The organism is Sporolactobacillus shoreicorticis (genome assembly GCF_024125445.1).
Taxonomy (GTDB): Bacteria; Bacillota; Bacilli; order Bacillales; family Sporolactobacillaceae; genus Sporolactobacillus; species Sporolactobacillus shoreicorticis.
Window position 1 is genome coordinate 261,664 of record NZ_JAMXWM010000001.1, and the last position, 24,819, is coordinate 286,482.

A 24,819-nucleotide genomic window follows, 5' to 3' on the forward strand; every position below is an offset into this window, starting at 1 on the left:
ATGTCATTAATTATTTTGACATATCCGATCAGAACGGCACAAAAGATGGATATCAATTCGTTTAAATAGCTGACTGAAACGAACCAGAGTTTCAAAGTCCCTTTTGAAATATTTGATAAATAGGTGCGCCTTCACATTGATCAGGTATTCTTGTTCCAAGCAGGAAGGAGATTGTCGGTGTTACATCCACCTGGCGGATCACACGGTCAGTGGTAAATCCATGCCTGACTCCTTTTCCTGTTGCAATAAAAAGGGGCGTGACTGAGGTACCGAAGTAGCCTTTAGCTGTGGTCAGGCCGTCTCCATGCAAACGATTAAATCCTTCATTAACCGTGAAAAAGATGTCTCCGCATTCAGGCCCGCTTGTGCCCAGAATGATCGCATCTTTATTGCGTAAGGCAATCCCTACAACACGTTGCCCGGTAGCTTCATCACGATAGTTATAAAGATCGGAAATGATCTGTTCTTCCAATCTGTATTTATCGGCAGGATCTACAATACCATGTTTGTCTCGTCCCTTTAAATTGATATAAATATAATTGCTGCGTATCTGCACCGCGCGTGTTTTGCTCCAGTCGACTTCTCCGATTGCGTTTCCGCTCTTGTCCTTCTTCATCACCGTATAGCCAAGCTCTTCCATCACTTTGACATTGAGTCCTCCGTATTCACCGAGAATAGGCGGCACGTTCTCACCGACCAGAAGTCCGTGGTCAGAAAGGATGAGAATCGTGAATCCTTCGTCGAGATAGGGGAGAAAACGTCCAAGGTAACGGTCGGTCTGAATGTAAAAGCGTTCGATTAACGCCTGGTAAACTTTCTCATCTGTGTGTTTCCATGGCTCCAGATTTTTTGCAAGATGCCAGATTTGATGGCCGGCGCAGTCAATATTATGCAAGTGGCTGAAGACAACATCATAATGTTCATGATCGAGCAGATAGATCAGGCTGTCTGCCTGCCATTGGTTATAGGCGTCCCACGAAGGTTCGAAAATTTGATCCACAAGTTCAGAGTCTTCTCCGCCGATCAGGCTGACCGGAGGAACATGACCAACATGATTAACAATTGTCGGATACAGCGATTGCGGATGCCACAGAATTTTGTTTGTCGTATCAAGCGCATTACTTATCCAGAGCCGCAGAGACGTTCCGTCGGGCGCCAATTCAAGTATTTTGTAAGAGCGGCAACTGGGTCTGGTTTTTCCCTTTTTGGTCGTGTCGTCAATAATTTCACCGACCATTTTTCCTTTTTCTATTGTGACGAATGGTTCAGCGTCCTGCTTTGAACGGTATAGGGCTACGTGATCATAAATGCCGTCTTGGTTTTTTAATACCAGTCCAAAACGTTTCTCTTTTCCTGCTGAAATAAGCAGTGTGAATTCGAGCGCATCTTCTGCCGCACTATTCCATTTTTCAGCCGGTTTCAGTGGCGTAAAAATGATATCATAACCGACTTTAGCGCCGATCATCATTTCCGTATCCTCTAAGCCGTTAACATAAGTACGTATTTCACCGCCTTCTCTGGCCTTGTCCCCCCACCAGAGTTCCATCATTTCATCTTCCTCGCTGTCCGCTTCATCCGTCTGCGGCTGGGTTCGAAGAACTTCCTCAAGATCCGTAATATTACAGCCCACTCCCGCTGCTTTCTGCGTATGCGGGATAAAACGCAGTTTTTTTGTCTCTTTTGAGGCATAGACAATTTTCTCCCAATCCATCTGGGCGATTCCCATGTTGACTGAACCGGGTTGTGTGCCATCGACGACATGCAGCAGCGGATTGTCGGAGCTTGGCGGCCATGAAGAACCCGGCCAGTGCCAGACAAGTGTTTTCAGCCCGGCTTCTACGGTCGTGTTCCAAATCTGTTCCGCCTTGCAGTTGCGTGAGTCGATGTTGTAGGTCACAGCATCAAGACTTTCAGGGGATTGACGCCAGTAGCAGGTAATTCCGTGCGTTCCCGGATACGCGCCGGTGGCCAGAGTTGTCCAGCACGGCGGAGTAATCGTCGGATGAGCGCCGAGCATACTCAGATCCTGACGCGTTGCGCCATGCTCTAAAAAGCGTTTAATATGAGGAAGTTTTCCCTCATCCAGTAAACGTTTTGTTGTCGCGGAATCCATGCCGTCAATGCCTAAAACAATTAATTTCTGCGTCCTTGCATCTCTTGTCATCTCGTGTCTCCTCCTTCAGTTTATCTCTATTCATTAATAGTAACGGACAACCTAAGAATGTTATCTATCATAAGCAATCGCGATCCGGGTGCATAGAAGCAAAAAAGAATATAGGGTATCGAAAAGATCGATAGATTCTTTTTCGCAAAAAATGATCGAAGTGAAACGCCCTGATTGTTCACAGACGATGATGATATGGAAGATGCGTGATAACGCTCATTGACTTGATCTAAGTAAAAGACTATAAATAAATGAATTAACATCGTTTTACTGGGAATTATTTATGAGAAGGGAGGAGGTTCCATTGAAATTTGAGCAGTTGTTTTTTTTAAAGGAAGCGGTCAAGTATCAGTCGATTTCCGTTGCTGCTGAAAAAAATTTCATCTCTCAGTCATCGGTCAGTTACGCAATCAGTAAATTGGAAAAAGAATTAAGCATTGATCTTTTGAAACGAACAAATTCCGGGGTTACACCAACACTGGCCGGGGAGATGGTGCTGCAAAAGTCCGAAAGTATTTTCAAAGCTACGGAAGAAATCGTTGAGATCTCAAACAGGCATCGAAATGACGGCGAGGTTAACATTGCCTGCATTCCATGCATTTGTGACTGGATACTGCCCAAAGTGTTGCAAATTTTAAAAAGGCGAGCGGATGATATTCTCGTTTCGGTGGAGACGGAGGAAAGCAATAGTGTGGCGCGGCATGTTTCTTCCGGCATTTCGGAATTTGGTATCCTGATTCGTTTTGAGGAATTAGAGAGAAATACGGAATTGAGGTATACACCGCTCTTTCGTGATGAATACGTACTCTATGTAGGCAGAAAATCACCGTTCTGGAACAGATCAAGGATTACCTATGCCGAACTGGTTCAGGAACCGTACATTGCTTATCAGGATGAATTCAGACGTTACAACGGAGGCCTGACCAATATGATTGGAGCGAATAAGCTGCCCAACATTATTTTCCGTACAGATAATCTCGATTCTATTAAAAACATGATCATGCATGATAATTATGTTGCTTTTTTTCCAAGCTTTATGTCTGAAAATGATTTATACGTGAAAAGTGGTTGGATAAGGAGAATTACCGTATCTGATAAAAAATTAGACTTTGAAGTCGGTTATGTGGAAAGTGCTAAATATAAAACAAAGAAAATTGATCAGATTTTTCTTACAACCCTGTCTAAAATGATTGAAGGGTTCGATCTGAGCAAAATGAATCAAAATGATTTGTAATTGAAGCGATGCTGCGCGGTGGTTCATCAGAATGATCATAGCATCGTCTATTTAATTATTAAATACCCCATATAAAGTTATCGTGTCTTCCAATTTGAGAAGACATCGGGTACATTAAAATTGTGATATCACATTAAACAAACTGATTAACTATGAATTGAGGAATATGATGACCTCGTACTCGAAAAAAAATTATTTGATCAGCATGCTTACCGGTATTGTTATTTTTATACTTTGGACAGCCTTAACATGGCATGGAAGAATTTCAAGCGTCATTTTTCCATCGCCAGGCGAGATGTGGGATTGTTTCCTGAACTTGATTAAAGACGGCTACAAAGGGCACACACTTTGGCAGCATCTGTCGGCAAGTTTAAGAAGACTATTCATCGCGTTTTTCCTGGCGGCAGTGACCGCTATTCCGTTAGGGCTTCTCAGTGGTTATTCTGATAAAATTTGTGCGGTCTTTGAACCGATTATTGCTTTCATACGCCCGTTGCCACCGTTAGGGTATTACACAATAATCATTCTGTGGATGGGCATCGGGGACAGTTCAAAGATTTTTCTTTTATTTATTGGCGCCTTTGCACCACTCTTTATTTCTTGTGTCGCCGGGGTGGCTCGGGTGCGCATCGACTATATTCGCCGCGCGCGTACCCTCGGCGCAAAGAAAAGGCAAGTATTTTTTTATGTTATTTTGCCGGCAGCGCTTCCGGACATTTTTATCGGATTGCGAAATGCGATGAGTATTGCCTATGCCACCTCTGTCGCGGCAGAGATGGTAGCCGCGGATTCGGGAATTGGCTGGATGGTACTGGATGCAAGCAAGTATCTGCGCAGTGATGTAATCTTTGTAGGGATTATCATTATGGGCATTACCGGAATTGTTCTGGATAAAGCATTGCTGCTGCTGGAGAATGTCATTGTTTTTTGGAAAGGTAAAAATTAAATCAAATGATTCAGGGAAAAGGGGTAGAGAAAAATGAAAGGGTATCGGACACTCATAACAGCGGGAATCATTTTGATTCTGACGGGTGCACTTTTCGGTTGCAGCGGGCAAAATGGCGATACATCAAAAGCAACAGGCTCTTCTGCAAGCGATCCAATTACTAAGAACCCTTATCCAAAGTCAATTAATGTCGGTGTTATCGAAGGCGGACCTGAGTCTGCGATTCTTGTTAAAGAAAACTTTCTCAAAAATTTTGGCGTAAAGGTCAAAGTCATCAGTTATTCCGCGGGTACGGACATTAATAATGCATTCGTCTCAAGAAAAGTGGATTTGGCATCCTTTGGCTCGTATCCTATTGCATTAGGTATTGCCAATAGCATTGATTACAAAGCAGTGTATGTTCCCTATGTGGAAGGCGGAAACATTGAAGCGCTTGTTGCGAAGAAGAAACAGAAAATTAATTCTTTGGTAGATTTGAAAGGAAAGAAAATTGCCACACCTTTTGGTACGACTTCACAGTATGCTTTGTTGAATACACTCAAGTTGGCCGGCTTGGACGCAAAGAAGGATGTGAAGCTGCTGGATATGGGCGGACAGGACATCGTGGCCGCATGGACACGAGGCGATATTGACGCAGCTTATATTTGGAGCCCGGCATTGGATCAAGCCGTTGAAAAAGGTGGCAAAATCATTGCCAATGACGGCGATTTAGTGAAAAAGGGAGTCACTATTCCTGAGATTGCCGTGGCAAGTGGCGAATTTGCGAAAAACTATCCGACACTTGTACAAAAATATGTTCAGGCCCTTGTTAAAGTCTCCAATCTGGTTAAGGAAGATCCGGAACGCGCAACGCAGGATGTTGCAAAGTGGGAAAATGTAACCGAGGCTAATGCAAAAGGTCAGATTACCGATAATATTTGGGCATCTCCTCAAGATCAGCTTTCAAATCAATATTTGGGCAAAAGCGGTAAGGGAAAACTTGCTGAGACGCTGAAAACAATCGCTGATTTCCATAAAGAACAAGGTGATATCAGCCAATCTCCGGATGTTTCGACGTTTGAGTCTGCGATCGATTCGACCTATATTGAAAAGGTACTAAAAAAGTAAATCGATTCAGCGACTTACCGATCTTTATATCCCGGATCTAAATAACCGGGGAGCGGGTCCTTATCACGCGAAAGGAACGAAAAGTCATTATGAACAATGAGCATGTATTAGGCGTTAAAGGTTTTTCTGAAGTAAATCGGGAGCTCATCTCGATAAAAGACGTAAGCCTTGTTTATAAAAGTAAAGATTCTAGGATTCCTGCAATTGAAAACATCAATCTGAACCTCTACCATGGTGAATTTGTCTGCGTCATGGGACCGAGTGGTTGCGGAAAAAGCACATTGTTAAATATTCTGGCAGGATTCATCAAACCTACCCGTGGCAGTGTGAAGCTGAATCAGACAGAGATCAAAGGAATCGACTGGCACAGAGGCGTTGTTTTCCAAAATCCGCCTCTTTACGAATGGTTTTCCATACGTAAAAATATAGCGTTTGGTCCGTTGGTCAGAAAGGTGCCAAAGAGAACAGTGAACGAAAAAGTAGACATATATCTGGAGAAAGTCGGGCTCCAAGCGTTCGCTGATAAAAAGGTGTATGAGTTGTCGGGAGGGATGAAGCAGCGGGCGGCCATTGCCAGCGCATTAATCAATAATCCTGAAATTCTATTAATGGATGAACCGTTTGGTGCGCTTGATGCGCTCACCCGAGAACAGATGCAGCAGCTGATCCGTACGATATGGTGGAATTCAAAGAAAACGATATTTTTTATTACACATGACGTCGATGAAGCACTGCTTCTTGGGACACGGGTCATTGTGATGTCCAAGCATCCGGGAAAGGTCATTGCCGATTTTCAAACGGATTTCACGAAATCAATCATTGAGCACGATACAGATGGTGTACGCTATTCAGAACCGTTTCACCAAAAAAGAAAGTACATTCTGCAGCTGATTAACCAGAAAGTATAAAACAGGAATCTTGCTATCCTGAATTTACCATGAAAGACCACTGTAAACAGTGCTTCTTTCATGGTATTTTACTGATTTTGCCGTTGCTCCATGATCCTGTGATCATACAGATTACCTTGAGGATGTGGCACGCGCCATATATTTGGAAATAGTCTCTTCTCCTGTTTTCCTTCATTATAACTCCCCCAGTATTTTGTATTAAAGCGACACATTCTTGACGTGCTATAATTATGATAGCCTTGCAGTTAAGCTTTCTTTAAACAGTTCCGATAATATTAAAAAAGGATCGATTAAGCGATTGCAATGCAGAGGATGAGTTGGTGATGAGAATATCGGTGACCAATAATCAGGTTCAGAGCGTTCACTCAAACAGTGACAGTGATCGGAAGTTCTCCATATTTTGTAACAACATGTTTCTCTTTGCCTGCGTCGCTCATATCGTGTTTATTCCTATCTTTTATTTCTTAGGCAATCCGGTAACATTTATCAATAACATCCTTGCCGTTATGCTTGATCTTGTGTGTTTCGTGCTCAATCGTAGAGGTTACGCGCGGACTGCGAGTTTTATTTGGATTTGTGAAATCGCGCTACATTCTGTCTTTTGTATTTTGATCCTTGGCTGGGATCAAGGGTATTACTATTATTTTCTTGCTCTTGTGCCGATTGTTTTCTTCGCAAGATGGTCCATTTCATTGCGTTTCATCGTCATCTTTTTCCTTTTTACTGTCACACTTTTTTTGTTTTACTACACACAAATGTATCCGCCAATGACGAAAACAAACTCATATATGACGCAGTTTATGTATATTTCCAGTGTAACGGCTAACTTTGTCGGGCTTGCGTACGCCGCCTATTACTATCGCAGACATTCGGAACAAATGGAGGCCAAGCTGTCGAAGCTTGCACATACCGATGCCTTGACCGGGATTCTTAACCGGAGAGCATTTGAGCTTGCCGCCCAAAATGAACTGAAGCAGCACATCATTCATAAAGGAAAATGTGCGTTAATGTTCTTTGATATTGATCATTTTAAACGCGTTAATGATTTACATGGTCATGCTGTCGGGGATAGGGCTCTGCAACATGTAGCACGGCTTTGCCTGCGCGTGATCGGTGATCAGGATTTGCTCGGCCGTATCGGCGGAGAGGAGTTTGTTGTTTTTCTTGTGCGTACGGGACATTCAAGAGCGGTGCGTGTCGCGGAAACAATCCGGGAATCTATTGAAGCCGAAAAAATAATGTTGGATGACGGGTCGGAAGTTCTGCTGACCGCGAGCATTGGGGTGGCACTGCTCAAATCGAGCAGTGATGCGCTGCCTCAGTTGATGATTCGCGCAGACCAAGCATTATATCAAGCGAAAACAGACGGCAGAAATTGCGTAGTATGTGTGGATTGAGCTAAATAGTGAATAGGTATCGACCAGCAGGCGTCCTCGCTGCTGGTCATTTTTTTTTCTGCTGATTGCTTTTCTAGGAAAAGTGGTAGGGAATTTAATGTCGAAGAATATCGAAGAACTGTTACAACACCAAAAATTAGCGGATTTTTAGGAACTTAGACCGTATTCACCAAAGAGCGTTTTTTGTACATTGGAGATAAATCAAAAATGCTTCATTTCATCATCGCATGTTTCTTCAACAGTTCATCACATTTCTTCCTTATTATATAGATTTATTCAGTAACCCATAACGTCTATTATTTCGAAGGTAATTAAAATGAGAGTGAATATGGGCGGTGGTTCAGGTTCGGTAGGCGATACGAAAACCTATCGACGCCGAATCACTGATCAAAGCCGCTAAGTCGCATGCCGAGCACTACCAAACGCTGAGAGATCAGTTCCACACGTTGCGTCATGCTTTTCAACAAATAGCCGGGCTTGGTTCCGACTTTCAGGGTAAAGGAGCAGACGCAATTAAACGGTTCTATTCAGGGCAAGTCAATGTCGTAGATAGCTGGCTGCGGTTAATTGATAAGAAGATCGCTTATTTTCAAAGTGTTGCCGGCATGATTGATGATAAAGATCTTGGCGGGGATACAAAGGTCCAAGTCCCCTTTCTGAATGAAGATCTGTCCCTGAGGTATGCACGCTCCAAGGAAATGGTGCGCGAGCACGAGAAGACATATCTAAAATTCTGAGCAGTATCTCTGATCTTGTGCCGATCAACGTCTTCTCCAATCATGATGTGGATCAGGCATTGGACTCCGCCGAGAAAAAAAGAGCGAAAATGGTTCTCGACGTTCAGGAGTTGGATCAAAATCTGACAAATGAATACCGACAGGTGAATGAAGATCTGCCTCAATTGAAGAGAAAACACCAATTAATCCCGAAGATCTTTAATATTGTTGAACCTATATTCGGAAAATCTCTTTGGAATAGTTTCTACCTATTGAATTAGAAAATGCAAATGAGCATTTATCTAACAGTTACTCTAATTGGTCTAACTATAAAGTAAAATTAAAGAAAGAAAGCCATAACCGATGGTTAATGCACTGTTAGGTGAGCCGGATGATGTCACAGATAATGTGATCGAATATCATTTGCAATGGGGCGTAGTCATCTTGTATGTGGAGCCTAAAGGGGGCAATGTTCGTATTGCGATTAGATATAGTTAACGATCTTGAATTTGAATGATTTGATTATGTCTATTGGTTCAATAATCCACGCCTTCGTGGTTTACTCGACTATCTAATACTGAGAAAAAAGTCCATTCCAATGAGGTAGTTACCTTTCAAACAATAACTTTTTCAGACGGCTTCGAAAAAAATCCTTTTCTTTCCCGTTATAATTTTCAATTCGACATAAAATGACAACATTTTCAATTCGTAGAATGTACAATTAAAAAATCACAGAGGAGAGAATTTAAATTATGAAATCAAACAAAATGCCATCGTTACTTGAGCATTCGATTTATTCTTCAATTCGTTTGCTCTGACCGATCGCCCATGCAGCTACTAAACCAGCAAGGGAGCCTGAATCATCAAATACGATGACTAAAAATAATTCTTCTCAAAATCTAACCCCGGCGTAAACTGTCCAGTTTTACACTTATGTGTCTGTAGATCAAAAGATATATAATAGCGACGTTTCTTCACTTACTATCCAGATAGTGGTATTAGCAATATACATTGACAATGACTAAGAAGGATTGATCATGAAAAAATTTTATCTCTTTTTGAGAATAGCTATAACTATCGTTTCTGTTTTTCTTCTTATATTTTCATACTTCAAAGTAATTCCTGTATCGACAGCATCTCGAATAATTATTCCTATGTGCGTCTTATATATTGTATTTGTTCCGACAGGCAAAAAAGAATAATCAAAAAACGAGCACATTTTTGGGAATGTACTCGTTTTTTAAGCCCATTAATAGAGAAACTTCTTCCAAGATGAGAAGATAATCTATGCGTGATCATGCGTGGTCACGCATAAATTATTCGGTGTCGCGCATGATTTGTGCGGATTCTTAAGTAGTATTATGAGTTATAATTATACTGTTATTCATACCATGTCTACTAAAAAAGTTTGCAGGAGATGATTTTTTATGCATTGGTATTTTGATGTTATCAAAAATTATGTAGGGTTTAGCGGTCGGGCGACGCGAACAGAATACTGGATGTTTGTACTTTTTAACTTCTTCATTCTTGTTATTGCTAGACTGATTGATTGGCTGCTTCCAAGTAGTGTGCCAATTATTTATTCTTTGTATTCTTTAGCTGTTCTTATACCAACTTTTGCAGTTGGCGCTCGACGCCTTCACGATATTGGCAAAACTGGATGGTGGCAGCTTATTGGATTCATTCCTATTTTAGGGTGGATTGTTTTGCTTATTTATTTCTGCACAGATACCCAAGACAAGGAAAATGTTTATGGAGCTAATCCTAAAGAATTTATAGAGGAATAAAAATAATTTAATAAGGTCATTAGAAATGGTTAATCTTATCAGGGATTAACCGTTTTTAATATTTATAGGAGGTTATCTAACAAAAAGCAATGTTAGGATCGTAAATTTTTTTATGGTTTCGGGTGTCGATCAGATGTGTCCGGTTTTTATCAATGAATGGTTGAGGCGATCAAACCATTTGTAGAAAAAAGAATCTTCCTATATATAGGATTGATATGCGGTTGGAGCTCCGTGCGCGAAATGCGGATGGATGGAAAATTTTTCCGACTTTGTCAAGTAGCGTTGGGATCTACACGAACTTAAGAGCCACGTGTTGCATGCGTACTTCGAATCTAATTCCTTTAGTGATCCGCCGCCGTGGCAATATACTCCAGCACACATCAATTATTATGACAATACATTAGGAATTTTAACGGTTCTTAATGCTCTGAGGCGAAGGTGTTCACAAAAAGCATAACTATTGACCTCTGGAAAGTCTGACCCAAACACCTGAATGCGTTAGGTGACATTTGGTTTTAATTTATGACCGGTCAGCGGGCAATAGTTGTTGAGCCGCCAATCGAGCGATTCGACTCTCTTTAGTTGTCATATTATTCTTTCTGGGTTCGCTTTGGTGCCAAATTTGATTGTTAAGTTTTTGACAATCTATTGCATTTTTTATCTTAGGGCAATCATGTCAATTTTTTGAATGAAAAGTTGCTGATAAATAATGCTTTTCATGATGATGGGCAAATTGAGAATTTGAATCAAACGATGAATGACTAGGTGGAATACTGCATGGTTTTTTCTCACTCGTGTTTGCTGCAATCTGCCTGCAAAGGGGAGCGGTCTTAGACTTAAGGATGAATACCTGTTATGCGCAACGAAGAATGAACGGATCGTTCGCCGGCCGAGTGTGAAGCGCAGGCAGTTACACAGATGTTTGAATGCGGACCGAAACGGCATAACGAATTTATTTAAGTATTTCTTGTTAGTGTTCGTGTTAAAAACGCGTGCAGCACGACTTCCGAAAACGCTGTGGAATAAATTGAAAAACAGCCAAGTGAAAAAATTATGAGAGACAGATGTGGCACAATACTGGTCGTTCACAGAAATTCCTCCTTGTTTAATCATAATAAAAAGCCGCCCATTCGATTTGAATGGGCGGCTTTGCTTGAACCCATCCAACACCAAGCTGGATCCAAGCATTCGTTAAATTTTCAACGGATGCCGGGACCCTAGCTAATAATCAAGACGTAATTGACTCGTTGGATTAGGATATTCATAGCAAGTTGCTCCTTACCTGAATTGTCGAATTTTTTAGTACTGCAAATATAGCACTGTTGAAAATTCATGTCAACACTAATTTTCACAAATGATTGACCCATTGCTCACACCAGAGTTGTCGAGCACTTCAAAAAATTTTTTTAAACTATTTTCTTCCATAAGAGCGCCCAAAAATTACTGAATAAAATTCAAAAAAGGGGGTTGACTGAATTTTTTAAAGTGATTAACATTTGTGCCAACCCCAAAAAATTCCACTTGAGGAATTGAGGGGGCTGAGGCGAAAAATACAGAGAAGGATGAAGGTCTCAGAAACAAAGGCAGATTCAGAAAAAGAGAGGAGGAACCTATTGTGGCCGAACAAACGGAACAGCGCACAGAAACAGGCGCAGATTTATTGATCCGCTTAATCCGGCAAACGGGGACGGACGTGCTTTTCGGTTATCCGGGAGGCGCGGTGCTGCCGCTCTATGATGCGGTGTATCGTCACCGCATGCGCCATGTGCTTGCCCGGCATGAGCAAGGGGCAGTGCATGCCGCCGAAGGCTATGCCCGGGTTTCGGGGAAGCCCGGAGTGGTTCTCGCGACAAGCGGTCCGGGCGCGACAAACCTTGTTACCGGGCTGATGGACGCACTGATTGATTCACTGCCACTCGTTGTTTTTACCGGACAGGTGACGCGGCAGGCGATTAACACCGACGCGTTTCAAGAAGCGGATGTCATCGGAATTACCGGATCGGTAACAAAACATAATTTTCGTGTCCGACATGCGAGCGAACTTCCTGAGGTGGTAGCCAAAGCTTTTTTCTTGGCAGCAAGCGGACGTCCGGGGCCGGTTTTGGTCGATCTGCCCAAGGATATTTGCGCGGGACGGCTGGAAAATGCGCCGGATTTGTCCCGTGATTTCCGGCTTCCCGGTTATCGTGTGCCAAATAAGGCAAATGATCACGTGGTGAGACGGTTCGCTGAAGCATTGAATAAGGCCGAACACCCGATGCTGCTTTCCGGGGCCGGTGTGCTTCATGCCCACGCCGCTGAAAAATTGCGCCGATTTGCCGAAACCTGTCATTTGCCGGTGGTGACGACGTTTCTTGGCCTTGGCAGTATGCCGGCGTCGCACCCGCTGTTTTTCGGAATGGGCGGAATGCATGGCACATTCGCCGCCAATATGGCACTTTCCGAATGTGACTTGCTGCTCAATATCGGTTCACGCTTTGATGACCGGCTGACCGGGAATCTTGAAAAATTTGCCCGCAATGCCAAGATCGCACATGTTGATATCGACCCATCGGAAATAGGCAAAGCGGTGCATACGGACTACGGTTTGGTTGGCGATGCCGGCATGGTTCTTGAGCAATTGCAGAATGCTTTGCGAGAACCGATGCCAGATCACGAACAATGGCTGAATCATTTGCGCGACTATGCTGATCGGCACCCGCCCCATTATGCCCAAACCGGTCGCGACTTGTTGCCGCAATACGTGATTGAGCAGATTTGCCGATTTGCCGGTCCCGATGCTATCGTCGCAACGGATGTCGGGCAGCATCAGATGTGGGCCGCTCAATATTACCGCTTCGAGCAGCCAAACCGTTTTGTCAGCTCGGGCGGACTCGGAACTATGGGCTTCGGCCTTCCGGCTGCCATCGGTGCCCAGATTGCCTGTCTGCATAAAAAAGTTGTGGCGATTCTCGGCGACGGTGGTTTTCAGATGACGCTTCAGGAGCTGGCTGTCATTGCAGAGTGCAAACTGCCGGTGAAAATTTTTATTCTGAACAATCACACGCTGGGCATGGTTCGGCAATGGCAGGAATCTTTTTATGGAGAACGCTATGCGGAATCCATTCCTGACATGCAGCCTGACTTTGTCCGGCTCGCGGAAAGCTATGGAATTTCGGCGCAGCGGCTGACCGATCCATCCTGTGCAGTTAAGATGATTGAAACCGTATTTACAACCGATGGGCCGGTGCTTGTCGATTGTGTCGTGAAGCAGATGGAAAATGTTACGCCGATGGTTCCTCCCGGCAAAGGCCTAATGGAAATGACGGGGGTGTAAATCAATGAGACAGGCGGTATCGGTAGAAACAGCGGCCAGCCCAGATGTTCTTGCGCGGGTAACCATGCTGCTTGCGCGCGGTCATTTGTCGATTGCTGATTTACATGCTGAGCGAGAAGGCGTTCGATTTCAGATGACGATGACACTGGCTGCGGAAAATGAGCGTCAGTTGAATCGATTTATCAGGCAGGCAGAAAGGCTGGTTGATGTGTATTCGGTTGCCCCGCGCGGCGAGAAAGGATGCACGGCAGGACGAGACTAGTCGTAACTATTGCATTATTGGCAATAAAACAAAAACAGATAAGGGGATACGAAAATGACAGCGAAAGTTTATTACGACAAGGATATTAATGAAAATGTATTGCGTGGCAAGAAAATAGCGATCATGGGGTACGGATCTCAGGGGCATTCACAAGCGCAAAACCTGCGCGACAGCGGTTTTTCCGTAACCATCGGTGTGAGGCCGGGCAAATCTTGGGACAAGGCGCAGCGTGACGGTTTTCCGGTAAAAAGTGTTAAGGAGGCAGCTGCCGAAGCGGATGTTGTAATGATGCTGCTCCCCGACGAACGCCAGCCAGAGGTTTACTACAGTGAAGTTCAGGAAGGGCTTGAACCGGGCAACGCCATTGCTTTCTCACATGGCTTCAACATCCATTTCACTCAGATCGTTCCGCCGAAAGATGTCGATGTATTCATGGTCGCACCTAAAGGTCCCGGCCACTTCTGCCGCCGCGAATATCTGAACGGCGGCGGTGTTCCGGCCTTCTACGCGGTTGAACAGAATCCGTCCGGCGAAGCGGAGGAATTGGCGCTTGCTTGGGCAAAAGGCCTCGGAGCGGCTCGTGCCGGCGTCCTGAAGACCACGTTCAAAGAAGAGACGGAAACCGATCTGTTCGGTGAACAGGCAGTGCTGATGGGTGGGCTGACTCATTTGATCGAAGCCGCGTTTGAGACACTCGTTGAAGCCGGTTATCAACCGGAAAATGCTTATTTTGAAACCTGTCACGAAATGAAAATGCTCACTGATCTGATCTATGAAAACGGCTTGACCGGCATGCGTTACTCTTGCTCAGATACGTCTAAATTCGGCGATTTTACCGTCGGCCGCTATGTCATCGATGACAGTGTCAAAGCGCGTATGAAAAAGGTCCTGGAAAATATCCAATCCGGTAAATTTGCTCGCGATTGGGTGCTTGAAAACAAAGTGGGTCGCCCGATGTTCAACGCACTTCAGCAAAAGGAAAATAACTCGGAACTCGAACGCGTCGGCCGCGAACTGCGTAAGCTGATGCCGTTCGTTAAGGAAGGCAAGCAGGACAGCGAAGATATCACGGCAAATGTCGCTCAATAAAACGACGTTGGTACAATCCGAATCGCAACAAAAGAAAGGGTGAAGACCATTGGGGATTATGTGTCGGCAGCGGACATCGCGGAGGCGCGCGAAACACTGACGCCTGTTGTTCATCGGACACCGATGCTTGAGTCGGCAACCTTGAACCGAATCAGCGGAGCACATCTGCATTTGAAACTGGAAAACATGCAGCGAACCGGATCTTTTAAACTGCGTGGCGCATTTAATAAAATGGCTCATCTGTCCGTTAGAGAACTAAAGTGCAGTATTGTGACTGCATCTGCGGGCAACCATGCCCAGGGGATCGCTTATGCGGCATCCAAACGCGGGGCAATGGCAAAAATTTTTATGCCGGAGCGCACCCCGCAGGCAAAAATTCAAGCGACTGCTGCATACGGCGCTGAGGTTGTGCTTGCCGGCGCATCCTATGAAGAAGCCTATGAGGCGGCACGCGCCGAATGCCAAGCACACCAGTCTGTTTTTGTCCATGCGTTCGATGACAATCAAGTGATCGCCGGACAGGGAACCGTCGCCGCAGAAATGCTCGCGCAATGTTCTGATCTAGACACGGTACTTGTACCAATCGGCGGTGGGGGGCTTGCTGCCGGAACCGTCTGCTATCTGAAAAATGTCAAGCCAAGTATCCGTGTGATCGGCGTTCAATCCGATCACGCACCGGCGGCGTATAACCTTTTTCATCATGATAAGAAACAGGCAAACCGCCAATCGCCGGGAATTGCCGAAGGAATTCTCGTCGATCAACCGGGCGAGCGTACCGTTCCTGTCCTGAGACATTATCTTGATGATCTGGTAACCGTTACGGATTCGCAGATTGCCCAAGCGATGCTTCTGATGCTGGAGCGCGGCAAGTTGCTGGTCGAGGGGGCCGGTGCGGCCTCGCTTGCGGCGGCACTTTCCGGCAGTGTGTCTGTGAAAGGAAAGCATGTCGGATTAATTGTCAGCGGTGGCAACGCGGATGCGGAAGAGCTTGCCGTGATTAAACAAATGGCATTAGGCGAAAATCGTAATGCTTGCAATCTGTGAAAGGTGGAACACGGTATGATCATTGATGCTCAAAAGATCAGCTGGGTGCGTTCAGATCACATGGTTCTCAAAAACGTGGACTGGCAGGTCCGTACAGGGGAACATTGGTCGCTTGTCGGGCTCAACGGTTCAGGAAAAACGACCCTGCTGAAGATGATCAACGGGTACATTTGGCCGACGAGTGGTAAGCTGACTGTATTGAATCGGCCGTTCGGGACCTGCGACCTGCGTGAATTGCGCAAAAAAATCGGCTGGGTCAGTTCGGCACTCTCTGAGAAAATCAGACCGGGCGAACGTCCGGAAGCGATTGTGCTCAGCGGTAAATTTGCCTCAATTGGTTTATACGAGCAAACGTCACCCGGGGAGCGTGAAAAGGCACATGCCCTATTAACAAAACTCGGTTGCGGATCATTCGAGAATCGGCCATTCGGACTTTTATCGCAAGGTGAAAAGCAGCGAGTGTTGATCGCCCGCGCGTTGATGGCGGATCCGAAGTTGCTGATTCTGGATGAACCATGCAACGGTTTAGATCTGTTTGCAAGAGAACAAATGCTGTCGATTATTGCCAAAATGGCGAATTCGTCGGAGACACCGTCAATAATTTTCGTGACGCATCATGTCGAAGAACTGCTGCCGTGCTTCGAGCACACACTTTTGCTCAAAGCCGGTACCGTCTTTAAATCCGGAACTACAGGCGAGGTCATGACGCCTGAAATCATGACCGCATTCTATGATCACCAAGTGTCAGTGCAGCGGCGGGGCGGACGGCTTTCCGTTGCACTGAATGAAGACGCGATGATGGAATCAAAATTTTAATCTGTTTTTCATTCTTTTAAACTCCATTAAGATATTTTTGCTCCTTTGCTCTTTCTGCGATTTTGCAGTGGATAAGCGCAGAGGAGTTTTTTTACTTTTGCTGTCTGAAATGATCACTATTTGTCAGTGAATATTAATAATGCGTAAATTTTTAATCGTGTATTAACATGATTGTTCAACATGAATGGATGTAATTGTCCGGACGGCTTGTTGTTATTGCGTTTTTTAATAGATATCGTTTCGGATTCCATGATCTTACAATTTATGAATTTACAATAAATACACAATAAAGATTATTTTTGTTTATTTGTGATTAAAAGTTTCTCTTTATCATTAAGGATACGGAAGTTAATGAATACGAATGGGAGGGATTTCAGATGTTTCTGTCGTCAACACTCTGCTGGTCGGACGAGGTTGACGAAGTGATCAGACTGGCGAATCAATTGGGTTTTTCAGGTGTAGAGGTTTGGGCGGAACACATTTGGCAGCGTGGTACGGATGAGTCACTGATTGTTAAGGCGAGCCTGCATGATAAGCAAAAATTGACGCTTCATGCGGCCAGCTGGGATTTGAATTTATGTGCGTTAAATAAACATGTGCGCCAGCAATCCATTAACGAAATTGAACGATCCATGAGTCTCGCAAGCCGTATTGGCGCTTCAAACGTGACGGTTCATCCCGGAAGGCAGACACTGCCGGAATTATCAGACCTGCATTCAAAATGGCTGATTGACAGTTTCTGCTATCTGGCAGAACGTGCGGAACAGCTTGGAGTGACTCTGTCGATTGAATTAATGGAGCATATTCCGAAGGAGTTTATTACAACACCGGAAATCATCAACGGTCTTTTAAATGAACTGAGCCCGCGCGTCATGACGACTTTTGACATCGCTCATGTACCATTGGATGAAGATGTTTTGACTTATTTTAAACGTATAAACAGGGTAAGCAAGATACACTTCAGTGATTCAATTGCGGGACGCTGTCATGTTCCGCTGGGTAAAGGGAATCTGCCGCTGCGATCAATTTTATCGGTACTGAAGAATGTGGATGTACCGGTTGTTCTGGAAGGCTTTGACGTAAGCTCGTCACATGAGATTCTTCATGCTGATCTTGACTTTCTTACACAAATAAAAAAGTGAAAACATTTAAGTAAGCGGTCCGGTGATTTATGAAGCTTCGACTAACGGCTCACACCTATGAATAACGTCGAAGGCAAGTTTTCTATAAACGCAAGATGTATCGGTGGGGGGAAATTATTTGAAAATACTCGTGTCTAATGATGATGGTATTTTTGCTCCGGGAGTCGAGGCGCTGGTCAATGTGCTTGGACACCTTGGAGAGGTATGCGTCGTCTGTCCTGATCGGGAACAAAGTGCGGTCAGTCATTCCATTACGCTGAGCTATCCGATTAAAGCGACGCCGCTGAATATTTTTCCAAATAATGTTTCGGCATGGGCGGTCAACGGAACTCCGGCTGACTGCGTGAAGATGGGCATCGAAGTGCTGATGAAAGAAAAACCCGATCTTGTTTTTTCAGGAATCAATCTGGGGCCGAATATAGGCAGGGACGTGTTCTATTCGGGAACGATCGCCTCCGCGGTTGAAGCCGTGTTGTGCGATATTCCGGCCGTATCTCTGTCACTGGCTGCTTTTGACGGACGCAGCGTCAATTACCAGAATGTTCAGCAGCTTGTCTATGAGATATGTGAAATTATTGCACGCAGTACGATTCCTAAAGGGGTTTTTTTAAATGTGAATTTTCCTTATACCACGCGTGAGTGCTGCCGCGGTGTCAAGGTTGCACCGCTTGATCTGTCTGTGTCGCGCTATCAATATGTTGGCATGAATGATCCATATGGCAATGTCTACTACTGGCTGAAAGATGACTACCAGCAGCTGGACGAGCTGACAAAGGGTTCGGATTTTATTCACTTGAAGGACGGTTATGTGACGATTACTCCAGTTCAATGGAAGCAAAATGGAAAACGAAACTTGAACCAGATTGAACAATGGTTTCGGGAATTCAACAGCTCAAGGGAGGCATTTATTCATGAAAATCGTTAAGTACTTGATTGTATCTCTGCTATTGCTTGGTATTCTTGCCGGATGCGGCACATCACAGTCCACGGGTTCGTCTGAGAGCAAGCAGGGTGAAAACAAACTTACCGGCATCTTGACTTTTTATACGTCACAGCCGGATACGGATGAGCAGAAGCTTGTCGCTGCATTTAACAAAAAATATCCGGATGTCAAAGTGAATGTGTTCCGATCAGGGACAGAAGATGTGATGAGCAAGATTCAGGCGGAGAAAAAGTCTGGCAAGGTTCAGGCCGATGTGCTTCTGCTGGCGGATGCGGTAACCTTTGAGACACTGAAAGATGAGGACATGCTCATGGCTTACAAATCAAAAGAAGCGGCTGATTTTCCTAAGGAGCTGATTGATTCCGACGGCTACTATACAGGAACGAAAGTCATGGCAACAGCGCTGGCAATTAATACGAAGAAGGTAAAAGAGGAACCGGACTCATGGAGCGTTTTGACTGATTCCAAAACAAAGGGTCAGGCGATTATGCCAAGCCCGCTTTATTCTGGAGCGGCGGCGTATAACTTAGGCGTTTTTACACGGAATGACCGGTTCGGGTGGCCATTCTACAAGAATCTTAAAAAGAATCAAGTGACAGTTGTTCAAGGGAACGGAGATGTCTTAAAGGCGGTTGCATCCGGAAATAAGTCCTATGGAATGGTTGTTGATTTTGTGGTGGCCAATGCAGCAAAACAAGGGTCGCCGATCAAACTGATTTATCCTTCTGAAGGATCACCGGTCATCACCGAACCGATTGGAATCATGAAAGATACTAAAAATGAAAAAGCGGCCAAAGCTTTTGTTGATTTCGTTCTTTCGGAAGAAGGACAAGAGCTTGCTGCGGGTCTTGGCTATACACCGATCCGTCCAGGCGTCAAGGCACCGGAAGGACTGAAAAGTATTGATGATCTTAAGGTTCTGAGCGCCGACATTAAGACGCTGAATCAATCAAGAAATGATGATAAAGATGAATTTATGAATTTGTTCGGCAAGTAAGAAGGAGTGGAGTGAATCCATGAATTTCCTGAAATTTTTATCAGATGAAAAAGAGAGAACAGTGCCAAGAGCAGCCTGGCTCTCTTTTCCTATTCAAACCATTACATTCTTATGTCTTGTCTTGCTCTTTGTTTGGCCGATCTTTCGTCTTGTAGCGCTTGGCTTCAATTCGGAACATGGAGTGACCTTTGAAAATTATCAAACCATTTTGAGTGATCCGTTTGCTTGGCGAGTCGTCTTGAATACACTGCTGATCAGCACGTGCTCGATGGTGATTGCTACCGTTCTTGGTGTTTCATTTGCATGGCTGATGGCATATGTCACCATTCGCGGGAAAAAGATCATGCAGCTCTTTATTGTTTTGCCTTTTGTCATTCCGTCTTATATCACGACATTGGCGTGGACGCAGCTTTTTAGTGAGAATAGTCTTCTGGCTAAATTGCTCTCTCTGTTTCCGGGTCACCTGCAGCCATGGAATCTCTACAGTTATATGGGGATGATTTTTATTCTTGGGATCACACATTATCCGCTCGTTTATTTGTTTACCGTAAATGTGCTGCGGAAAATCCCACGGGAAATGGAGCAGGCATGCCGCGTGTCGGGCGGATCGAAAGCACTGACTTTCTGCCGAGTCACATTACCAATGGCGCTTCCCGGTATTGTAAGCGGAGCCTTTTTGGCTTTTCTTGCAAGCCTTGATAATTTTGGTATTCCCGCCTTTCTTGGAATTCCTGCACATATCAATGTGCTCAGCACGTATATTTATCAGCAGATTATTGGTTTTGGTCCGGATGCGTTTGCTCGTGCTTCAGTTTTTTCAGTACTGCTTGGGGTGCTGGCGCTTTTGGCAATGCTGGGTCAATGGCTGCTTCAACGGACATTCAAAGCAGGCGCCACAACAAGTAGTGAACGTAAGCCTCGCTACATTCTTTCTCGCCATTCACGAGTGGTTTTGGAACTTGTCATCTGGCTCTTTTTCATTGCAACTGCTATGATTCCGTTTGTTGCGATGATGATGACTTCACTGCTGCCGGCGTATGGGCTGGACTTTACTATGCAGAATATGAGTTTGAAAAATTACGCCTTTGTTCTGTTTGAAAGTCCGGATACACAGCTGGCGATCCGCAATAGTCTGAATCTTGCTGTGATAACGACAGTGATTGGTGCGGTTATCGGTACTGCTTTTGCCTATCTGCAAGTGCGTAAGTCGTCACGGTGGCTGAAACTATGCGAGAGTTTTATTAGTCTACCATACGCGCTTCCGGGTACGGTTATGGCGCTGTCGATGATTTTTGTCTGGATGGAACCGATACCGGGATGGAATCCGGGTATCTATGGCTCGATGACGATTCTGTTTATTGCTTATTTTACACGTTTTCTTATTCTGCAGGTGCGCGGAAGTGCAACGGCTGTGCTTCAAGTTGACAGATCTATGGAGGAGGCGGCGCAGGTTAGTGGAGCAAACGGGTGGACAAAGTGGCAGAAAATTTTAATCCCGCTGCTCATTCCGGGCATTCTGAGCGGAGCTTCTTTGCTGTTTCTGACCGCACTCACAGAACTGACGGTCTCCGCACTGCTTTATTCTGCACAATCAAAAACAATTGGCGTTGTTATTTTCGGTTATGAGCAGGCAGGGTATACAACATTTTCAACCGCGTTTTCCAGTCTGATTGTGCTCCTTATTCTGATTGGATTTGCTATTTTGTCGCTGGTTCAAACGTTTTGGAGACGAAAGGAAGGGATCGCCAATGTCCATTAAAGTTGCGGAAGTTGAACGGACCTTTGGTTCATTCACTGCACTGAAGCATGTCAATCTCACGGTCGAAGACGGCGAATTTATGGCTATCCTCGGACCATCCGGATGCGGAAAAACGACGCTGCTCCGTCTTCTGGCCGGTTTTGACGCCCCGTCATCTGGGACGATTGAGATGGATGGGCGTGTTGTGGGAAGTCCAAAGCAGATTGTGCCTCCTGAAAAACGCAATATTGGCATGGTCTTTCAGTCATTCGCCCTTTGGCCGCATATGAATGTGCGCCGGCATATTGAGTTCCCCCTGATGCATCATCAATTTGTCAGCAAAGCGTTAAAAAAGAACATGAGGCAGCGCGCCGATGAGGTATTGAAAATGATTAAACTACAGGATTTAGCAGAACGTATGCCTGAAGAGCTGTCCGGTGGTCAAAGGCAGCGCGTCGCACTTGGGCGTGCCATCGCTCCGCAGCCGAAGCTTCTGCTTATGGATGAGCCGCTCAGCAGTTTGGATGCCGAACTACGCGTTGCGATGCGCGGTGAATTGCAAGAGATTCATCGTCTAACCGGTACGTCAATTATTTATGTGACGCATGATCAGAGTGAAGCGCTTGCCATGGCTGATCGCATCGTGGTGATGAATCACGGTTCCGTTGAACAAATCGGCACACCGAGAGCAATTTATAATCATCCCCAAACCTCTTTTGTCGCCCGTTTTGTAGGGAAAGCGAATCTTGTTAAAGGCAAATGGCAAGGATCATTTTTTTCACCACAGGAAGCGCCGGATGTGCATTGGGAAGATCATGGGGTGTCAGAAATTTTGAAACAAGAATCGGTTTATTCGCTCCGTCCAGAACAGATTGAAATCAACCAGGGGGATTCAGGAATTCCCGGGGAAGTAGCCAATGTTCAGTACCAGGGCAAAGACATCCGTTATACCGTCAAGACCGCAACGGCCAGATGGCAGGTTGACACGGATTTAACCCACAATTTTCACCTTGGCGAATCGGTCCGTCTCTCGATCAAATCGAACCTTTGAGGTCTATAGGGCGCTAACTAACGATCAATTCAATAGGATTAAAAAACAAACGACACAAATAAGATAGTCATCTCTTTGTGTCGTTTTCATTTGTGCTGCCTGAGTACGTTAGGTGAGAACGGAACGTTTTGTGTGAATTTTTGCTGTTGTTTTTACTGTGTTATTTTACGTCAAATTAACGTATAATAAGAACAACGATAAGAGGGGTGAGCCAATGCCGAATATTAAACCTGTTTCGGATTTGCGGAATTACAATGAAGTATTGCGTGATGTTGCTGAGGGTGAACCGGTATTTCTTACAAAAAATGGAAGAGGGAAATATGTACTGATTGATCTCGCAGATTATGAAAAAAATCAGGCAACGATGAAGCTGATGGCACAACTCGTTGAAGGTGAGAAAGCTGGACGTGAAAAAGGATGGTTATCACTAAATGAAGTAGAAAAGTCATTGGGGTTGTAACATGATCATCTCTATATCTCCCATGGCGCAAATCGATTTAAAAGAGATTAAAAAATATATTGAATCGGAACTTGAAAACTCTGAAACGGCGATTAGCATGATTACTCATATCACAAGATCGATCCATAGACTTACTGACTTTCCGGATTCAGGCGTTCTTTTATCTTTAAAAGTGAGCTTGCAGACTGATTGCGGTTTCATAGTAGTCGGAAGCTATTTCGTATTTTATCGGCATGAACGTGATCATATCTATGTCTTGCGTGTGCTTTATTGCAGACGGGGTTATATGAAAATCCTATTTCGTGATCTGCATCATAATAACTGAAGCCTGAATGATTGATTAACGCCATCATCCCCGGATCCCGGTCCGATATCAATGACGGAACCACTAGCAAAAGGAATGAAGGACAGAGAACGAGTAACCGACTACTTACTTGACAAAGGTGTTGATCTCGTTCTTTCCAGCCCTTACAGACGGGCGCTAGATACGGTCAAACCTTTTGCGGATATTAAGAGGCTTCTCGTTCATAAGGTCGAAGCGTTTCGTGAGCGAAAAGTGGGGCAGTGGGTTAATAATTTTCACGCTTTTTCAAAGAGACAGTGGGAGGACTTTCAATTTAAACTGTCAGGCGGAGAGTCTGAGAGAAGTTCAGATTCGAACGATTGATACATTGGGTCATTTGCTGAGTGAACACTGCAATAAAGTTTTGGCGGTTGGCAGTCATGGTACTGCTCTGAGCACGATCATCAATCATTACGATTCTGCATACGGATTTGAAGATTTTGAACAAATGAAGCACTTGATGCCTTGGATTGTGAAACTTACTTTTGATCACAGCAAATGTAAACCAATTGAGACAATTGATCTGTTTACAAGTCAGATGACAAAACGTTGATTGATGAAGGAGAAGGCTATGGCGGATAAACTGTTATATGTGCTTGCCCAGTTTGACAGTAAATCGCAGGCGAAATTGCGTGAAATCCAAAATGAGCTTGTGAAACGAGGGATGATCGGCAAACAAGCAGCGCATTTACCCTATCATCTAACCTTGGGTAGCTTTGATCCCGATCAACAATCAGAAATAAGTGAACGTATTGAGAAGGTTTGCAGCAGGACGAGCCCAATAAAATTGACCCTTAGTCATATCAGTTTGTTTGGCTTAGGTGTTCTATTCTTGGCCCCTAATATAACTCATGAATTACTTAATTTTCAAAGCGATTTTATTAAGGGTAGCCGCAACGACTATGAATGGACGGCACATGCCACGTTATTAATCGACAATCCTGATGCAATACAAAAAGCGCTGCCTATTGTTGCAGCGTATTTTAAGCCTTTCTGTGTGAAAATAGACAGCATATGTCTTTATGAATTCTGGCCGGCACGATGTATTAAAAATCATTATTTGGAGTGAAGGACATGATCGATGAACAGGGGTTATGGGAACTAACTAAAGACTCTCTTTCCTATTGCAAATATTTTTTCTTATCAAGAGAGCAGAAAAGAGCATTCAATGTCCGTTCTGTTCAAGAGCGATACTGGTTTCAGCAATTGGTAAAGGAACACCCTTCGATCAGCACGTTCATTGAACAGGATCCGGAGTTTAGGGCCTATTTTTCATCACGGAAAAAGGTAAGAAAGTTGCTGAGAAATAAAGACGAGCGCACACGTTTTATTAAGCGGGTCAAGGCGGCATGCGGATGA

At 44.5% G+C, this 24,819-nt stretch carries 23 protein-coding genes and 1 pseudogene; 23 read left to right on the top strand and 1 reads right to left on the bottom strand.

Translation table 11 applies throughout. The annotated features are described in order from the left end of the window. Positions 1 to 91 precede the first annotated feature (91 nt). The gene (locus NIE88_RS01225) at positions 92 to 2,164 is read right to left on the bottom strand and encodes an alkaline phosphatase family protein (RefSeq protein ID WP_253057876.1); all 2,073 of its coding nucleotides are present in this window, start codon (positions 2,162 to 2,164) and stop codon (positions 92 to 94) included. A gap of 304 nt (positions 2,165 to 2,468) precedes the next feature. On the opposite strand from NIE88_RS01225, the gene NIE88_RS01230 reads away from it, so the two are divergent. The 23 genes and pseudogenes from NIE88_RS01230 (at position 2,469) to NIE88_RS01330 (ending at position 24,819) form a co-directional block, all read left to right on the top strand. Next, the gene (locus NIE88_RS01230) at positions 2,469 to 3,398 is read left to right on the top strand and encodes a LysR family transcriptional regulator (protein WP_253057877.1); all 930 of its coding nucleotides are present in this window, start codon (positions 2,469 to 2,471) and stop codon (positions 3,396 to 3,398) included. Between the two features lie 169 nt (positions 3,399 to 3,567). Next, complete coding sequence (locus NIE88_RS01235; protein WP_253057878.1) at positions 3,568 to 4,344, top strand: ABC transporter permease; 777 nt, start codon at positions 3,568 to 3,570, stop codon at positions 4,342 to 4,344. A gap of 33 nt (positions 4,345 to 4,377) precedes the next feature. Next, entirely contained in the window at positions 4,378 to 5,451 is a 1,074-nt protein-coding gene (locus NIE88_RS01240; RefSeq protein ID WP_253057879.1) for a taurine ABC transporter substrate-binding protein, read from the top strand. Between the two features lie 89 nt (positions 5,452 to 5,540). Beyond that, the gene (locus tag NIE88_RS01245) at positions 5,541 to 6,359 is read left to right on the top strand and encodes an ABC transporter ATP-binding protein (protein ID WP_253057880.1); all 819 of its coding nucleotides are present in this window, start codon (positions 5,541 to 5,543) and stop codon (positions 6,357 to 6,359) included. A 323-nt stretch (positions 6,360 to 6,682) separates the two neighbouring features. Then, on the top strand, positions 6,683 to 7,756 hold the full coding sequence (locus tag NIE88_RS01250; RefSeq protein WP_253057881.1) for a GGDEF domain-containing protein: 1,074 nt from the start codon (positions 6,683 to 6,685) through the stop codon (positions 7,754 to 7,756). A 386-nt stretch (positions 7,757 to 8,142) separates the two neighbouring features. Further along, positions 8,143 to 8,753: pseudogene (locus NIE88_RS01255) on the top strand (T7SS effector LXG polymorphic toxin). Between the two features lie 1,146 nt (positions 8,754 to 9,899). Further along, positions 9,900 to 10,259, top strand: a complete 360-nt coding sequence (locus NIE88_RS01260; protein ID WP_253057882.1) for a DUF805 domain-containing protein — start codon at positions 9,900 to 9,902, stop codon at positions 10,257 to 10,259. A 1,615-nt stretch (positions 10,260 to 11,874) separates the two neighbouring features. After that, positions 11,875 to 13,575 carry a biosynthetic-type acetolactate synthase large subunit gene (gene ilvB / locus NIE88_RS01265; RefSeq protein WP_253057883.1) on the top strand — a complete coding sequence of 567 codons (1,701 nt, stop codon included), beginning with the start codon at positions 11,875 to 11,877 and terminating at the stop codon, positions 13,573 to 13,575. Between the two features lie 4 nt (positions 13,576 to 13,579). Then, the gene (locus NIE88_RS01270) at positions 13,580 to 13,837 is read left to right on the top strand and encodes an ACT domain-containing protein (RefSeq protein ID WP_253057884.1); all 258 of its coding nucleotides are present in this window, start codon (positions 13,580 to 13,582) and stop codon (positions 13,835 to 13,837) included. A gap of 54 nt (positions 13,838 to 13,891) precedes the next feature. Next, on the top strand, positions 13,892 to 14,926 hold the full coding sequence (ilvC, locus tag NIE88_RS01275; RefSeq protein WP_253057885.1) for a ketol-acid reductoisomerase: 1,035 nt from the start codon (positions 13,892 to 13,894) through the stop codon (positions 14,924 to 14,926). A 39-nt stretch (positions 14,927 to 14,965) separates the two neighbouring features. Then, on the top strand, positions 14,966 to 15,970 hold the full coding sequence (locus tag NIE88_RS01280) for a threonine ammonia-lyase (RefSeq protein ID WP_253057886.1): 1,005 nt from the start codon (positions 14,966 to 14,968) through the stop codon (positions 15,968 to 15,970). A gap of 15 nt (positions 15,971 to 15,985) precedes the next feature. Further along, the gene (locus NIE88_RS01285; RefSeq protein ID WP_253057887.1) at positions 15,986 to 16,786 is read left to right on the top strand and encodes an ABC transporter ATP-binding protein; all 801 of its coding nucleotides are present in this window, start codon (positions 15,986 to 15,988) and stop codon (positions 16,784 to 16,786) included. A gap of 377 nt (positions 16,787 to 17,163) precedes the next feature. Beyond that, positions 17,164 to 17,928 (top strand): sugar phosphate isomerase/epimerase family protein, encoded by a 765-nt coding sequence (locus NIE88_RS01290; RefSeq protein ID WP_253057888.1) that lies wholly within the window; start codon positions 17,164 to 17,166, stop codon positions 17,926 to 17,928. A gap of 118 nt (positions 17,929 to 18,046) precedes the next feature. Then, positions 18,047 to 18,853 carry a 5'/3'-nucleotidase SurE gene (surE, locus tag NIE88_RS01295; RefSeq protein WP_253057889.1) on the top strand — a complete coding sequence of 269 codons (807 nt, stop codon included), beginning with the start codon at positions 18,047 to 18,049 and terminating at the stop codon, positions 18,851 to 18,853. Continuing rightward, complete coding sequence (locus tag NIE88_RS01300; RefSeq protein ID WP_253057890.1) at positions 18,840 to 19,868, top strand: ABC transporter substrate-binding protein; 1,029 nt, start codon at positions 18,840 to 18,842, stop codon at positions 19,866 to 19,868. Before surE ends, NIE88_RS01300 begins: the two co-directional genes overlap by 14 nt. 19 nt (positions 19,869 to 19,887) lie before the next feature. Then, positions 19,888 to 21,627 carry an ABC transporter permease gene (locus NIE88_RS01305; RefSeq protein WP_253057891.1) on the top strand — a complete coding sequence of 580 codons (1,740 nt, stop codon included), beginning with the start codon at positions 19,888 to 19,890 and terminating at the stop codon, positions 21,625 to 21,627. Next, positions 21,617 to 22,657 (top strand): ABC transporter ATP-binding protein, encoded by a 1,041-nt coding sequence (locus NIE88_RS01310; protein WP_253057892.1) that lies wholly within the window; start codon positions 21,617 to 21,619, stop codon positions 22,655 to 22,657. Before NIE88_RS01305 ends, NIE88_RS01310 begins: the two co-directional genes overlap by 11 nt. A 214-nt stretch (positions 22,658 to 22,871) precedes the next feature. Beyond that, positions 22,872 to 23,117, top strand: coding sequence for a type II toxin-antitoxin system prevent-host-death family antitoxin (locus tag NIE88_RS01315; RefSeq protein ID WP_253057893.1), 246 nt, complete (start codon positions 22,872 to 22,874; stop codon positions 23,115 to 23,117). 1 nt (position 23,118) lies between these two features. Further along, complete coding sequence (locus NIE88_RS22710; protein ID WP_373689386.1) at positions 23,119 to 23,442, top strand: type II toxin-antitoxin system RelE/ParE family toxin; 324 nt, start codon at positions 23,119 to 23,121, stop codon at positions 23,440 to 23,442. Between the two features lie 51 nt (positions 23,443 to 23,493). Further along, positions 23,494 to 23,784 carry a histidine phosphatase family protein gene (locus NIE88_RS01320; RefSeq protein WP_253057894.1) on the top strand — a complete coding sequence of 97 codons (291 nt, stop codon included), beginning with the start codon at positions 23,494 to 23,496 and terminating at the stop codon, positions 23,782 to 23,784. A 13-nt stretch (positions 23,785 to 23,797) separates the two neighbouring features. Further along, the gene (locus NIE88_RS22715) at positions 23,798 to 24,013 is read left to right on the top strand and encodes a hypothetical protein (RefSeq protein ID WP_373689391.1); all 216 of its coding nucleotides are present in this window, start codon (positions 23,798 to 23,800) and stop codon (positions 24,011 to 24,013) included. Positions 24,014 to 24,031: 18 nt separating this feature from the next. After that, complete coding sequence (locus NIE88_RS01325; protein ID WP_253057895.1) at positions 24,032 to 24,529, top strand: 2'-5' RNA ligase family protein; 498 nt, start codon at positions 24,032 to 24,034, stop codon at positions 24,527 to 24,529. Between the two features lie 5 nt (positions 24,530 to 24,534). Beyond that, positions 24,535 to 24,819 carry a hypothetical protein gene (locus NIE88_RS01330; RefSeq protein ID WP_253057896.1) on the top strand — a complete coding sequence of 95 codons (285 nt, stop codon included), beginning with the start codon at positions 24,535 to 24,537 and terminating at the stop codon, positions 24,817 to 24,819.